Source organism: Pseudomonas sp. Marseille-Q1929 (assembly GCF_017316265.1).
Classification (GTDB): domain Bacteria; phylum Pseudomonadota; class Gammaproteobacteria; order Pseudomonadales; family Pseudomonadaceae; genus Aquipseudomonas.
The window spans coordinates 1-14,228 of the sequence record NZ_JAFLWU010000041.1 but is presented as its reverse complement, the minus strand read 5'-3'; the positions used below and the strand labels follow the sequence as shown (position 1 = coordinate 14,228).

14 protein-coding genes and 1 pseudogene are annotated in these 14,228 nt (G+C 60.9%); 9 read left to right on the top strand and 6 right to left on the bottom strand.

Annotated features, from left to right (window positions below; all coding sequences use genetic code 11):
• The first annotated feature begins 84 nt into the window (after positions 1–84).
• From J1G37_RS26915 to J1G37_RS26880, 8 genes are all read left to right on the top strand, one after another.
• Positions 85–1,368 (top strand): FAD-binding oxidoreductase, encoded by a 1,284-nt coding sequence (locus J1G37_RS26915; protein WP_207046601.1) that lies wholly within the window; start codon positions 85–87, stop codon positions 1,366–1,368.
• Positions 1,369–1,742: 374 nt separating this feature from the next.
• Positions 1,743–2,879: a branched-chain amino acid ABC transporter substrate-binding protein gene (locus J1G37_RS26910; RefSeq protein WP_207046600.1), complete on the top strand. Its 1,137-nt coding sequence runs from the start codon at positions 1,743–1,745 to the stop codon at positions 2,877–2,879.
• A 218-nt stretch (positions 2,880–3,097) separates the two neighbouring features.
• Complete coding sequence (locus J1G37_RS26905) at positions 3,098–4,012, top strand: branched-chain amino acid ABC transporter permease (RefSeq protein WP_017737486.1); 915 nt, start codon at positions 3,098–3,100, stop codon at positions 4,010–4,012.
• A gap of 2 nt (positions 4,013–4,014) precedes the next feature.
• Complete coding sequence (gene livM, locus J1G37_RS26900; RefSeq protein ID WP_017737487.1) at positions 4,015–5,292, top strand: high-affinity branched-chain amino acid ABC transporter permease LivM; 1,278 nt, start codon at positions 4,015–4,017, stop codon at positions 5,290–5,292.
• On the top strand, positions 5,289–6,164 hold the full coding sequence (locus tag J1G37_RS26895; RefSeq protein ID WP_124525577.1) for an ATP-binding cassette domain-containing protein: 876 nt from the start codon (positions 5,289–5,291) through the stop codon (positions 6,162–6,164). The genes livM and J1G37_RS26895 overlap by 4 nt, the downstream gene beginning before the upstream one ends.
• Positions 6,161–6,877 carry an ABC transporter ATP-binding protein gene (locus J1G37_RS26890; RefSeq protein ID WP_207046585.1) on the top strand — a complete coding sequence of 239 codons (717 nt, stop codon included), beginning with the start codon at positions 6,161–6,163 and terminating at the stop codon, positions 6,875–6,877. Before J1G37_RS26895 ends, J1G37_RS26890 begins: the two co-directional genes overlap by 4 nt.
• An 818-nt stretch (positions 6,878–7,695) precedes the next feature.
• Entirely contained in the window at positions 7,696–8,460 is a 765-nt protein-coding gene (locus J1G37_RS26885) for an SDR family oxidoreductase (protein ID WP_017737489.1), read from the top strand.
• Between the two features lie 200 nt (positions 8,461–8,660).
• Positions 8,661–9,566, top strand: a complete 906-nt coding sequence (locus J1G37_RS26880) for a cation diffusion facilitator family transporter (RefSeq protein WP_124525581.1) — start codon at positions 8,661–8,663, stop codon at positions 9,564–9,566.
• 110 nt (positions 9,567–9,676) lie between these two features.
• On the opposite strand, the gene J1G37_RS26875 is transcribed toward J1G37_RS26880, so the two are convergent.
• The 5 genes from J1G37_RS26875 to ureE form a co-directional block, all read right to left on the bottom strand.
• Complete coding sequence (locus J1G37_RS26875; protein ID WP_207046583.1) at positions 9,677–10,786, bottom strand: AGE family epimerase/isomerase; 1,110 nt, start codon at positions 10,784–10,786, stop codon at positions 9,677–9,679.
• A 171-nt stretch (positions 10,787–10,957) separates the two neighbouring features.
• Positions 10,958–11,530, bottom strand: a complete 573-nt coding sequence (locus tag J1G37_RS26870) for a HupE/UreJ family protein (protein ID WP_207046581.1) — start codon at positions 11,528–11,530, stop codon at positions 10,958–10,960.
• Positions 11,531–11,552: 22 nt separating this feature from the next.
• Positions 11,553–12,167, bottom strand: a complete 615-nt coding sequence (gene ureG / locus J1G37_RS26865) for an urease accessory protein UreG (protein WP_017737493.1) — start codon at positions 12,165–12,167, stop codon at positions 11,553–11,555.
• Between the two features lie 11 nt (positions 12,168–12,178).
• Positions 12,179–12,853 carry an urease accessory protein UreF gene (locus J1G37_RS26860; protein ID WP_207046579.1) on the bottom strand — a complete coding sequence of 225 codons (675 nt, stop codon included), beginning with the start codon at positions 12,851–12,853 and terminating at the stop codon, positions 12,179–12,181.
• Positions 12,850–13,350 carry an urease accessory protein UreE gene (gene ureE, locus J1G37_RS26855; RefSeq protein WP_207046577.1) on the bottom strand — a complete coding sequence of 167 codons (501 nt, stop codon included), beginning with the start codon at positions 13,348–13,350 and terminating at the stop codon, positions 12,850–12,852. The genes J1G37_RS26860 and ureE overlap by 4 nt, the downstream gene beginning before the upstream one ends.
• Before the next feature lie 278 nt (positions 13,351–13,628).
• Between ureE and J1G37_RS26850 the strand changes: the two genes are divergently transcribed.
• Complete coding sequence (locus J1G37_RS26850; protein ID WP_207046575.1) at positions 13,629–14,114, top strand: C40 family peptidase; 486 nt, start codon at positions 13,629–13,631, stop codon at positions 14,112–14,114.
• Between the two features lie 5 nt (positions 14,115–14,119).
• On the opposite strand, the pseudogene J1G37_RS26845 reads toward J1G37_RS26850, so the two are convergent.
• Positions 14,120–14,228, bottom strand: a pseudogene (locus tag J1G37_RS26845) (TetR family transcriptional regulator); the annotation flags it as partial.

The window sequence follows — 14,228 nt, the reverse complement described above, 5'->3', positions numbered from 1 at the left end:
GCTATCGCAGGCAAGCCAGCTCCCACAGTTGATTGGGTTTGCAGTTCGGAAAAGTGGTGTGTTGGGTCTCATCGGAGTCTGGCAATGGCATTACGCGAAACATGTTTATGGGAACACCTCACCCCCAGCCGGCCGGATCGCGCCGCGCTCAAGGGGGAGGTCAAGGTGGATGTGTGCGTGATCGGCGCCGGCATCACCGGTTTGTCGGCGGCCATTCACTTGCTGGAACAAGGCAAAAGCGTTGCCGTGCTGGAGGCCCATCGCACCGGCCACGGCGGTTCGGGGCGCAACGTCGGGCTGGTCAATGCCGGCCTGTGGATCCCGCCGGATGACATCGAGGCCGGTTTCGGCAGCGAGGTCGGCAGCCAGCTCAATCGCATGCTGGGCGCGGCGCCTTCGCTGGTGTTCAGCCTGATCGACAAATACCACATCGATTGCCAATTGCGCCGCGAAGGCACCTTGCACATGGCGCACAACGCCCGGGGCGAGGCGGATCTGCGCAGCCGTGAAGAACAATGGAAGCGCCGTGGCGCACCGGTGGAACTGCTCACCGGCCAGGCCTGCGAGCAGGCCACCGGTACGCAGAAAATCGCCGCCGCCTTGCTCGATCGCCGCGCCGGCACCTTGAACCCGATGGCTTACACCAGTGGTCTGGCGAATGCCGCCGTTGGCCTAGGCGGACAGTTGTTCGACCATTCCCCGGTCACCCAACTGGAGCGCCAGGGTTCTGATTGGTCGGTGCAGACCGGCCAAGGTTCGGTGCAGGCCGCCCAAGTGGTGATCGCCTCCAACGCCTACACCGAAGGCGAATGGACCGAGCTGCGACGCAACTTTTTCCCCGGCTACTACTATCAGGTCGCGTCAGCCCCGCTGACGGACGCCGCCGCCGAGCAAATCCTGCCTGGCGGCCAGGGTTCGTGGGACACGCGCCAGGTCTTGAGCAGCATCCGCCGTGATGCCGATGGCCGCCTGTTGCTCGGCAGTCTGGGCAATGGCAACCAGAAACCGGCGTGGTTCCTCAAGGCGTGGGCCGATCGGGTGCAGCAGCACTACTTCCCGTACCTCAAATCGGTGCAGTGGGAGTTCACCTGGACCGGCTGCATTGCCTTCACCCCCGACCACCTGATGCGCCTGTTCGAACCGGCGCCGGGCCTGGTGGCCGTGACGGGCTACAACGGCCGCGGCGTGACCACTGGCAGCGTGGTCGGCAAGGCGTTTGCCGACTATCTGTGTCACCAGAATCCCCAGGCCTTGCCGATTCCGTTCGCACCGATGCAGCCGTTGGCCGGGGTGGGCCTGCGCAGCTGTCTGTATGAGGCGGGATTCTCGCTGTATCACGCCGGTCAATGTTTGCGGATCGTGATCTGATCAGCGAAATACCGCTCAGAAGCCGGCATTTTCTTAGCAGGCTACTAATCTGTATTGGTGCAAGTCGTAGCAGTCACGCACTGTAAATGTGCAGTTCCGTTACGCAGGCTGTTACAGCCATAGGAGCTGTCGTTTATTGGCTTGGTTGCAGGTGTGACCTACCTGGGTTGTACTTTTTCGGCGTCCTGGTTGCACCTCTTGATGCTAGAGGGTTGCACGTCCTGACGAATGGCGCCGAAACACCCGCAATAACAATGACACCGTGTCTTTTTGAAGAATAAAAACCTACTGGCACGCGCTTTGCTCAGGGCTTTCAGTGAAAAGTTTGAACGCAAGTTGTAGTGCCAAAAATCAAAAATATCGGAGCACCACTCATGTCCCAGACGTTTTACAAGAAAGGTTTCCTGGCCCTTGCCGTTGCAGCGGCGCTGGGTGTTTCTACGTTTGTTCAAGCTGATGTGAAAATTGGCGTGGCGGGCCCGATGACGGGTGCCAACGCTGCTTTCGGTGAGCAGTACATGAAGGGTGCCCAAGCGGCAGCCGATAAAATCAACAAGGAAGGCGGCATCAACGGCGAGCAGATCAAGCTGGTGGCCGGCGACGATGCCTGCGAGCCCAAGCAGGCCGTGGCCGTGGCCAACCGCCTGGCGGACCAGGACAAGGTGATCGGCGTCGTCGGGCACTTCTGCTCGTCCAACACCATCCCGGCCTCCGAGGTCTATGACGAAGCGGGCATCATCGCAATCACCCCAGGCTCCACCAACCCACAGGTCACCGAGCGCGGCCTGGGCGCCATGTTCCGTATGTGCGGGCGTGACGACCAGCAAGGCATCGTGGCCGGCGACTACATCGTCGATGTGCTCAAGGGCAAAAAAGTCGCGGTCATCAACGACAAGGACACCTACGGCAAAGGCCTGGCCGACGCCACCGCTGCCCAGTTGACCAAGCGCGGCGTCAAGCCGGTGCTGGAAGAAGGCCTGACCCGCGGCGAGAAAGACTTCAGTGCGCTCGTCACCAAAATCCGCTCCCTGGGCGCCGACGTCGTGTACTTCGGCGGCCTGCACCCGGAAGCCGGTCCCCTGGTTCGCCAGATCCGTGAAGCCGGTTTGAAAGACGTCAAGTTCATGTCCGATGATGGCGTCGTCACCGACGAACTGGTGGCCACCGCTGGCGGCGCGCAATACGTCGACGGCGTCTACATGACCTTCGGCGCCGACCCGCGCCTGCTGCCAGACAGTAAGGCCGTGGTGGAAGAGTTCCGCAAGAACGGCACCGAGCCAGAAGGCTACACCCTGTATGCCTACGCGTCGGTCCAGGCCCTGGCTGCCGGCTTCAACGGCGCCAAGTCGAACAAGGGCGAAGATGCGGCCAAGTGGCTGAAAGCCAACCCTGTTCAGACTGTGATGGGCAAGAAGGAATGGGACGGCAAGGGCGACCTGAAAATCTCCGACTACGTGGTTTACCAGTGGGATAAAGACGGTAAATACCATCAGCTGGACAAACAGAAGTAAGCACGAGCAACACGGACCCCATGTGGGAGCGGGCTTGCCCGCGATGACGGACTGACAGTCAACACGGTGTTGAATGTGAAACCGCTATCGCAGGCAAGCCAGCTCCCACAGGGGACCGCGGTTGTCAGCTACATCGCGTCCAGCAACAAATCTGTCTTTTCCTCCAGAAGCGCCGCACACCTACAGGTGTGCAGGTGCTCACCGCGTGAGATTGCGTTATGGATGGTATTTTCCTGCAGCAACTGGTCAACGGCCTGACCCTCGGGTCGGTCTACGGCCTGATCGCCATCGGCTACACAATGGTCTATGGCATCATCGGCATGATCAACTTCGCCCACGGCGAGGTTTATATGATTTCCGCTTACCTCGCGGCGATCACCCTGGCCCTGCTCGCCTACTTCGGCATTGAATCCTTCCCGCTGCTCATTCTCGGCACCTTGATCTTCACCGTGGTCGTCACCGGCGTGTACGGTTGGGTCATCGAGCGTGTCGCCTATAAACCCCTGCGCAACTCCACCCGACTCGCGCCGCTGATCAGCGCCATCGGCATCTCGCTGATCCTGCAAAACTACGCACAGATCGCCCAGGGCGCCAAGCAACAAGGCATTCCCACCCTGTTGGCCGGGGCCTGGCGTGTCGATATCGGCACCGGCTTCGTGCAACTGACGTACACCAAGGTGTTCATCCTGGTCGCCGCCTTTGCGGGCATGGCCCTGCTGACCTACGTGATCAAATACACCAAGCTCGGCCGCATGTGCCGCGCCACCCAGCAAGACCGCAAGATGGCCTCCATCCTCGGCATCAACACCGACCGCGTGATCTCCTACGTGTTTGTCATCGGTGCCGCCATGGCCGCCCTCGCCGGTGTGCTCATCACCCTCAACTACGGCACCTTCGACTTCTACGCCGGCTTCATCATCGGCATCAAGGCGTTTACCGCTGCGGTCCTCGGCGGCATTGGCTCCCTGCCTGGGGCGATGCTTGGCGGGATCATCCTCGGTATCTCCGAGTCGCTGTTCGCGGGGTTGATCAACTCTGACTACAAAGACGTGTTCAGTTTCTCCCTGCTGGTGGTGATTCTGATTTTCCGTCCCCAGGGCCTGCTGGGTCGCCCACTCGTGGCTAAGGTGTAAACATGTCTGCTGCCAAACCCATCGATATCAAGAAAAGTGTGGTCGATACGATTCTCGCCGGGCTTATTTCCCTGGTCGTGTTCGGTCCGATCGTCGGCGTCGTCCTCGACGGCTACAGCTTCAACCTGGAACCGGCCCGCGTGGCCACGCTGGTCGCCATCGTCATGGTCGGCCGCTTTGCCCTCAGCCTGTTCCTGCAAACCCCCAAGGGCTTGAAGATCCTGCAGGGCTTCGAAAGCAGCGGCTCCGGCGTGCATGTGCTGGCGCCGGACTACAAGTCGCGGCTGCGCTGGATCATCCCGGCGCTGATCGTGATCGCCATCGTGTTCCCGATCTTCGCCAACAAGTACCTGCTCACTGTGGTCATCCTCGGCTTGATCTACGTGCTGCTGGGCCTGGGCCTGAACATCGTGGTCGGTCTGGCTGGCCTGCTCGACCTCGGCTACGTGGCGTTCTATGCCATTGGCGCCTACGGCCTGGCCCTGGGTTATCAATACCTCGGCCTGGGCTTCTGGACGGTGCTGCCCTTGGCGGCCATCGCGGCGGCGTTGGCGGGATGCATACTCGGCTTCCCGGTGTTGCGAATGCACGGTGACTACCTGGCCATCGTGACCCTGGGCTTCGGTGAAATCATCCGCCTGGTGCTGAATAACTGGCTGTCGTTTACCGGCGGGCCGAACGGCATGCCGGTGCCATCGCCGACATTCCTTGGCCTGGAATTCGGGCGCAAGGCGAAGGAGGGCGGGATTCCGTTCCACGAGTTCTTCGGCATCGATTACAACCCCAACATCAAGTTCATGTTCATCTACATCGTGCTGTTCCTGGTGGTGCTGGCCGTGCTGTACATCAAGCACCGCCTGACCCGCATGCCGGTCGGCCGCGCCTGGGAAGCCTTGCGCGAAGATGAGATCGCCTGCCGTTCCATGGGCCTGAACCACGTGCTGGTCAAGCTCTCGGCGTTCACCATCGGCGCGTCCACCGCAGGCCTGGCCGGTGTGTTTTTTGCCAGCTACCAGGGCTTCGTCAACCCGTCGTCGTTCACCTTCTTCGAGTCGGCGCTGATCCTCGCCATCGTGGTGCTGGGCGGCATGGGCTCGACGGTGGGCGTGGTGATCGCGGCGTTCGTGTTGACCGTCGCACCGGAACTGCTGCGCAGCTTCTCCGAATACCGCGTGCTGCTGTTTGGCGTGCTGATGGTGGTGATGATGATCTGGCGACCGCGCGGCTTGATCCGCATCAGCCGTACCGGTGTGACACCACGCAAGGGGGTAGCGCCATGAGCAAGGAAGTCGTGCTCTCCGTGGAACACCTGATGATGCACTTCGGTGGCATCAAGGCCCTGAGCGATGTGAGCCTCAAGGTCGAACGCAACTCGATCTTCGCCCTGATCGGCCCCAACGGTGCCGGCAAGACCACGGTGTTCAACTGCCTCACCGGCTTCTACAAAGCCAGCGGCGGCAAGATCAACCTCAACGTGCGCGGCAAGCAGACCGACGTGATCCAACTGCTCGGCGAACGCTTCCAGCCCACCGACTTTGTCTCGCCGAAAAGCTTCCTCAGCCGTGTGTACTACAAGATGTTCGGCGGTACCCACCTGGTCAACCGTGCAGGCCTGGCCCGTACGTTCCAGAACATTCGCCTGTTCAAGGAAATGTCCGTGGTGGAGAACCTGCTGGTGGCCCAGCACATGTGGGTCAACCGCAACATGCTCGCGGGCATCCTCAATACCAAGGGCTACCGCAAGGCCGAAAGCGACGCCCTCGACCACGCCTTCTATTGGCTGGAAGTGGTGGACCTGGTGGACTGCGCCAATCGCCTTGCGGGCGAACTCTCCTACGGCCAGCAGCGCCGCCTTGAAATCGCCCGGGCCATGTGCACGCGGCCGCAGATCATCTGCCTGGACGAACCGGCAGCGGGCCTCAACCCCCAGGAAACCGAAGCCCTCAGCGCGATGATTCGCCTGCTGCGCGACGAACACGACCTGACGGTGGTGCTGATTGAACACGACATGGGCATGGTGATGAGTATTTCCGACCACATCGTGGTGCTCGACCACGGCAACGTGATCGCCGAAGGCGGCCCGGATGCGATCCGTAACGACCCGAAAGTGATTGCCGCCTACCTCGGCGCCGACGAAGAGGAGCTGGTATGAGCACACCCATCCTCGAAATGAAGGACCTGGACGTGTTCTACGGCCCGATCCAGGCCCTGAAAAAAGTCTCGCTGCACATCAATGAAGGTGAAACCGTGAGCCTGATCGGCTCCAACGGCGCGGGCAAATCCACGCTGCTGATGTCGATCTTCGGCCAGCCACGGGCCGAGTCGGGGCAGATTCTGTACAACGGCGTCGACATTACCCACAAGTCGTCCCACTACATCGCCTCCAACGGCATCGCGCAGTCGCCGGAAGGGCGGCGGGTGTTCCCCGACATGACCGTCGAGGAAAACCTGCTGATGGGCACCATCCCGATTGGCGACAAGTTCGCCAGCGAGGATATGCAGCGCATGTTCGAGCTGTTCCCTCGGCTCAAGGAACGGCGTAACCAGCGGGCCATGACCATGTCCGGTGGCGAGCAGCAAATGCTCGCCATCGCCCGCGCACTGATGAGCCGGCCCAAGCTGTTGCTGCTGGACGAACCGAGCCTGGGGATGGCGCCGATTGTGGTGAAACAGATCTTCTCGACCTTGCGGGAGTTGGCGTCGACCGGGATGACCATCTTTCTGGTGGAGCAGAACGCCAACCATGCGCTGCGCTTGTCGGACAGGGCGTATGTGATGGTTAACGGCGAGATTCGTCTCACCGGCACAGGTAAAGAGCTGCTGGTGAACGAGGAAGTGCGTAACGCCTACCTTGGCGGGCACTGACCTAAAGCTTGACGCAAACCCCCGGTGGGAGCTGGCTTTGTGTGGGAGCTGGCTTGCCTGCGATAGCATCGCCTCGGTTTACCAGATAGACCGAGGTGTCTGCATCGCAGGCAAGCCAGCTCCCACAATGAGCAGCTCCCACATTTGTTTTTGTAGTGTCCACAGCGCCGATACCAAATTGTGGAAAACAAATCCAGCCACCCTCCAAAGCGCGACATATAGCCGCCGCAAATCCCTGTTTTGTCACAGTTTTGACTTGTCCCCATCCACTGTGGAACCGGCTGTGGGTAACGTGGTAGTACTCTGCTGAAAGCCTTTAAAGCCGTGGCTTACAGCGTTCTGGTTGTTTTTTGATCAGTGGTTTTTTCGCGACCGGCCAAGGGCTTTGTCAACCTGTTTAAAGACACAGGTATATGACCGATTTATGTCCCCCCAGCCTGTGGATAAGTCTGTGACTAAACTCTGGAAAGACCTCCGCAGAGGCCGGAATGACTGGCCTGGAGCCATCGTTGGGATTTTCTCCCCGTTGATGGGCCTACATACGGCCCCGCCAAGGTCAAGCAAAAAACTTTCTAAAATCGCCTGCAAGCCCCGCATACAGCGGCCTGAGGTATTTTGCACTTGCCCCCAAAGACTGTGGGCGCAGTTGTGGATAACCTGCGCGCACATGGCTGCAAGCCACGTTCTGTAAGGCTTTGCGAGATATGGTTAAAAAATGATCAATTGCACATGAAGTTCTGTGCATAGCGGTTGCCGCAACCGCGTCGTACGGGCATTCTGCTGGCTGATTTTTTTCCGATGCCCGCAAGGAGAACACCATGTCCAACACGCTGTTTATTACTGGCGCAACCTCAGGTTTCGGCGAAGCCTGCGCCCGTCGTTTTGCCGAAGCCGGCTGGAAACTGGTGCTCACCGGTCGTCGCGCCGAGCGCTTGAATGCGTTGGTCGAAGAGCTTTCCAAGCAAACCGAAGTGCACGGCCTGGTGGTGGACGTGCGTGACCGCAAGGGCATGGAAGAGGCAATCGCCAACCTGCCGCCATCGTTCGCGAAGCTGCGCGGGCTGATCAACAACGCGGGCCTGGCCGTTGGTACCGACCCTGCACCCAAGTGCAGCCTCGACGACTGGGAAACCATGGTCGATACCAACATCAAGGGCCTGCTGACCACCACCAGCCTGCTGTTGCCGCGCCTGATCGCTCACGGCCGTGGCGCCGGGATCATCAACCTGGGTTCCATCGCCGGCAACTATCCGTACCCGGGCAGCCATGTGTATGGCGGCTCCAAGGCGTTCGTGAAGCAGTTCTCGCTGAACCTGCGCTGCGACCTGCAAGGCACCGGCGTACGGGTGACCAACATCGAACCGGGCCTGTGTGAGAGCGAGTTCTCGCTGGTGCGCTTTGGCGGCGACCAGGCGCGTTATGACGCAACCTATGCCGGCGCCGAACCGATCCAGCCGCAGGACATTGCCGACACGATCTTCTGGGTCATGAATACCCCGGCCCATGTGAATATCAACCGCCTGGAGTTGATGCCGGTGAGCCAGACCTGGGCTGGGTTTGCCATCGAGCGTGGCGCGAAGTAAGGCTTTAGACCGCGCCGCGCCCATCGCAGCGATGCGGCGACCCGACAAGCCAGCTCCCACACCAAGGATGTACTCGGTCAACATGTGGGAGCGGGCTTGCCCGCGATGGCGTCAAATCAGCCAAAACAGGCCATAAGGTACACTCCCCTCCTGAGAACCCCACCGCACTCAGCGGTTTCAAGGTTTTGACAGGAGGAAATGTGAGTAACCGAGGTGAGCAGGCACTGCTCAAACAATCGACCATCCTGATGTTCGCCGTCGCGATCGCCGGGATTGTCACGGGTGTGATATCCGGCGCCCAATCCATTCTGTTCGACGGCTTTTTCTCGCTGATCGCCACCGCCATCAAGGTGTTGATGCTGATCACGGCCAAGCTGATCGCCAAGAAAAGCAACGAGCGCTTCCAGTTCGGCTACTGGCACCTGGAGCCCATGGTGCTGTTGATCGAAGGCAGCTTCCTGTTGCTGATCGCCATCTATGCGTTCCTCAACGGCGTGTTCGGCATTATCAATGGAGGGCGCGAGATCGAGTTGGGGTTGGTGATCATTTATGCGGCGGTGTTTACCGTCGTCGAATTTGCCTACTTCTTCTACGTGCGTTATCGCAATCGCACGCTCAAGTCCTCGCTGATCCAGTTCGACAACATCAGCTGGCTGGTGGACGCGATGCTATCGATCGGCTTGCTGATCAGCTTCCTCGCCGCGCTGTTGCTCAAGTCCCAGGGCTATGGCGAGTGGGCGGTGTACGTCGACCCATTGATCCTGATCCTGCTGGCCCTGAGCATGCTCGCGCCGGCGTTCAAGATCCTGCGCCCGGCGTTGCGCGAGGTGCTGGGGATCGCCCCGGACCAGTTGGACGACAAGGTGCGTGAAGTGATGGATGCGGCCCAGGCCAAACACGGTTTCGACGACTACGTGTCCTACGTGCAAAAACACGGGCGGGCGCGGTTTATCGAGATTCATGTGGTGTTGCCGGCGGATTACCCGGTGGATAACGTTGCGACCCTGGATGGGCTGCGCGAAGAGATATCCACAGGGCTGGGCAAAGCGGATGCGGCGCGGTGGTTGACCATCAGTTTTACGGGGGATCGCAAGTGGATTGCGTGATCGGCAGTTAGACCGAGGTGAGGCTATCGCAGGCAAGCCAGCTCCCACACTCGACCGTGTACGCGGTCAAAACTGTGGGAGCTGGCTTGCCTGCGATAGGGCCCTGAAAGTCAGCCCAAATGCTGGATCAGACCCTGATAACAAGTCGCCAAGTGATAAGGCGTAGTAGAAGGCATATCCCACCGACTCACCACACCCTGGGCATCCAGGCATTCATTCCAGCCTTTGCCATGCAAAAAATGCTGTTGCAGCGCCAGCAACTGGCGCTGCAACACCGCCTCGCTGCCCGGCCGCAAGGTCAGCGCCCGCAAGTATTCCGCCTGGGCCCAGATGCGTTGGGTGCCATCGCGCACGCTGCCATCCAGCGCCAACATGCCGCTGACCGCACCGCTCAACTTATCCACACCCATTTGCTCGGCGTAGGCAAAAGCCCGCGTCAGCGAGGCATGCAACGGCGTGCCGCGTAGGACGTCGGAAGATTCCAGCAAAAAGAACCACTCGAACTGATGCCCCGGTTCAAACCAGTTATCCACAGCGCCCAGCGGTTTTTCCATCATCACGCCATGCTGGCGGTCGATGAAGCGCTGCTGCATGGCCGTCGCCAGGCCCAGCAGTGCCGCTTGTACACCGGCGTCTTCACGCACGGCGAGGGTGGCCAGGAAGCCTTCGGCCAGGTGCATCAGCGGGTTTTGCAGCGGGCCGGACTTGAGGGATGACCAGTTGCGTTCCAGCACGGCTTCGTACAGGCCGTCGCCTGTGGCAAAGCGCTCGGCGACCACTGCCAGGGCGGCGTTGAGCACCGATTCCACCAACGGCTCGCGTACCTTGGCCCAGTAGTGGGCGCAGGCGAAGATGATGAAGGCATGGGTGTAGAGGTCTTTGCGCTTGTCCAGCGGTTGGCCGGCCGGGTCGATGCTGTAGAACCAGCCGCCGTGCTCGGCATCGTGGAAGTGCCGTTGCAGGGAGCGGAACAACGCCGCCGCGCGTTCTTCGGCAAACGCCGCGCCGGGTTCGCCGATCAGGCTGGCGAACAGGTACAACTGCCGGGCACAGGCCATGGCGCGGTAGCGTTGCGGGGGCAGTGGCTGATGGTTGGCGTCCAGCGCCTCATAGGGCAACGCCAACTCGGCATTCCAGCCAGGGCCTTGCCAGAGCGGCACGATCAGGCTGTGGAAGTGCGTGAGCACGGCGTTCAGGGTGGAGCTTGGAGCGGTGGGCATTGGCTGGCGTCGTCACGGCAGGGGTGTAGGCGCGCATGGTAGCAGGCTTGGGTTCTGTGGTGTCTTTGAGACCGCTATCGCAGGCAAGCCAGCTCCCACATTTGATTGGGTTCGCAGATCAAAATGTGGGAGCTGGCTTGCCTGCGATGCGGGCCTGACAGGCGTCGCGAATCAGCCCGCGAGCAACCAAACCCCAGTCGCCGCCGAAGCTGCCCCGGCAATCCGCACCAACGGCGCAGCCGCGGCTGGCAGGAAACGCACCACCGCATAACCGGCCGCGTGCAACACAGCCGTCGCGCCAACAAACCCGGCCGCATACGCCCACGGGCTGGACATGTCCGGCAGCTCCAAACCATGGGCCACGCCATGGAACAAGGCGAACAACGCAGTCGCACCCACCGCGACAAACAACGGCGGCCGCACCGCCAGCGCTACCGCCAGGCCCAAAGCCAGTACCGATGCGGCAATCCCGCTTTCCATCGCGGGCAATTGCATCCCTTCAAAGCCCAGCACGCCGCCGATCAACATGGTGCCGACAAACGTGCACGGCAGCGCCCAGCGCGCCGCGCCTTTCTGTTGCGCGGCCCACAGGCCGACCGCAACCATTGCCAGCAAATGGTCGATACCGCCCAACGGGTGGCTGATCCCGGCGATCAAGCCGTTATCGCCATGGCCCGGGTGGGCGAACGCGAGGGCCGGGGCCAGCAGCAACGCGGCGGCGGTGAAGAGTTTCTTGAGGCTCATGGACAGGTTCCTTATGGGTTGATCAGGCGGCGGTCAGCAGGCCTTGGCGTTCGATAAAGGCGACGATTTCTTCCAGGCCAACCCCGGTTTTCTGGTTGCTGAACACAAAGGGTTTGCCGTTGCGCATACGGGTGGTGTCGCTGTTCATCAGCTCCAGCGAAGCACCCACCAGCGGCGCCAGGTCGATCTTGTTGATCACCAGCAAGTCGGATTTGCAAATGCCTGGCCCGCCCTTGCGCGGCAGCTTGTCGCCGGCGGACACATCGATCACGTAGATGGTCAGGTCCGACAGCTCCGGGCTGAAGGTCGCGGAGAGGTTGTCGCCGCCGGACTCCACCAGGATCAGGTCCAGGCCGGGGAAGCGCCGGTTGAGCTGGTCCACCGCTTCAAGGTTGATCGACGCGTCTTCGCGGATCGCCGTGTGCGGGCAGCCACCGGTTTCCACACCAATGATGCGCTCGGGCGCCAGCGCCTGGTTGCGCACCAGGAAGTCGGCGTCTTCGCGGGTATAGATGTCGTTGGTGACCACGGCCAGGTTGTAGCGGTCGCGCAGGGCGAGGCACAGGGCCAGGGTCAGGGCGGTCTTGCCGGAGCCTACCGGGCCACCGATGCCGACGCGCAAAGGTTGTGTATTCATGGGGTGTTCTCCTAGGAACGGAACAGGCGGCTGTATTGGCGCTCGTGGGCCATGCACGCCAGGGACAGGCCGAACGCGGCGCTGCCGAAATGGTTGGGGTCGATGCGCGCGGCGTCCTGCTGGGCTTGTTGCAGCAGTGGCAGCAGCTCGCTGGTCAGGCGCTGGGCGGCTTGCTGGCCCAGGGGCAGAGTTTTCATCAGTACGGCCAGTTGGTTTTCCAGCCAGCTCCACAGCCAGGCGGCGAGGGCGTCGGCGGGGCTGATGGTCCAGGCGCGGGCGGCCAGGGCCCAGCCCAGGGCGAGGTGAGGTTCGCCGCGTTGTTCAAGGAAGTGGCGCGCGGCGTCGTCCAATTCAGGCAAGCCATTGAGCAGTTGTTGCAGCGAGTAACCCATCTGCCGGCTCTCCTGATACAGCTCGCGGGTCTCACGGCTGGCGCGGTGTTCTTCGCACAGCTGTGCCAACTGCGCCCAATCCTGTTCAGCGGCGGCGCGGCAATGGGCGAGCAGCAGCGGTGCTTCAAAGCGCGCGAGGTTGAGCAACAACTGATCGCTGATCCAGCGGCGGGCGCTGGCTGCATCACTGACGCGGCCGTTCTCCACGGCCATTTCCAGGCCTTGGGAATAGCTGTAGCCGCCAATCGGCAACTGCGGACTGGCCAGACGCAACAGCGCCCAGGCTGGGTTCATAGGCGTACGCCGAACTGGTGCAGCTTGGGCGGGTAATTGAAGTCTTCGTCGCCATGGCGCGAATGGTGATGGCCACCGCCATAGGCGCCGTGTTCCGGCTGGAACGGCGCTTCAAGGTTTTCAGTGGTAGCGCCCAGTTGATCGAGCATGGCCTTGAGCACGTAGTCATCCAGCAGGCGCAGCCAGCCATCTCCTACTTGCAGTGCCACGTGGCGATTGCCCAGGTGATAGGCGGCGCGGGTCAGTTCAAAGGCGCTGGGGCAGGTGACGTGCAGCAGCTGTTCAGGGCGTGCGCAGACGCGTACGACACGTCCGTCCTCGGCCTGTAGGAATTCGCCATCGTGCAGCGGTGGCTGGCCACGCTCCAAGAACAGGCCGACGTCTTCGCCGTCGGCACTGAAACAGCGCAGGCGGCTTTTGCTACGGGCTTCGAAGTTCAGCAGCAGCTCGGCAGCCCAGAGGGCTTGGGGGGCGATTCGGCGGTGGATCACCAGCATCAGAAGGCTTCCAGCAATGAGCGATGCAAGTGCTAGAGCAAGGGCCTTGCCAATCTCGGCAGTGAGTAGGAAAAGTCTGCAAGTAGGCGCTGTGGCGCCACTAAATAGGGCGTAGGAGAATTCTATCGGCGCGCCAAAACGGTGCTCGTTTTGTGATTGTGCACTTGACCCGGGCATTTTTCGGATTTGTCCTACGCATCCTGAAGATTCGCCGTTCATGGAGCTACGTATTGAAACTTTAGGATTCGCGCCGTGTTTAATTCACTGCGACGCTCATCATGTTCAAGTCATTTTTTTGCTTAGTCATCGCCAGTCTGTCATTCGTCATTTCAACGGCTTCGGCCAATCTACAACCGCGTCCGACCTTTGCACCGGCAACTATCAACAACGTGGTTGACCGCGCCCATGAACTGCTGGGCACGCCCTACAAGTTCGGCGGTACCTCGGTGCAACAAGGCTTCGATTGCAGCAGTTTCCTGGTCTATCTGTTCAAGACCGAAGCGAATATCCAGATCCCGCGCACCACGGCGGCGATGCACCGCTCGACAGCCGCGACCATCCCGCGAAATGCACTGAAGCCCGGCGATGCGGTGTTTTTCAAAGCCAATGGGCGCGGGCAGGTCAGCCATGTGGGGCTTTATATCGGCGAAGGCAAATTTATCCATTCGCCACGCACCGGCAAGAGCGTGCGCATCGATTCGCTGAGCAACAGCTACTGGAATAAAAACTACACGACGGCCAAGCGTTTCCACTCGGCGGGTTGATCGTTTTACTCGGTGCTGCCCAGGCCTTGCCAGTGCTTCAAACCGATAAAGATAAAGCGCAATTGCTGGGTGATTTTCGCCTGGGGCGTGAGGTGGGCCGGCAGGGCCTGGGCG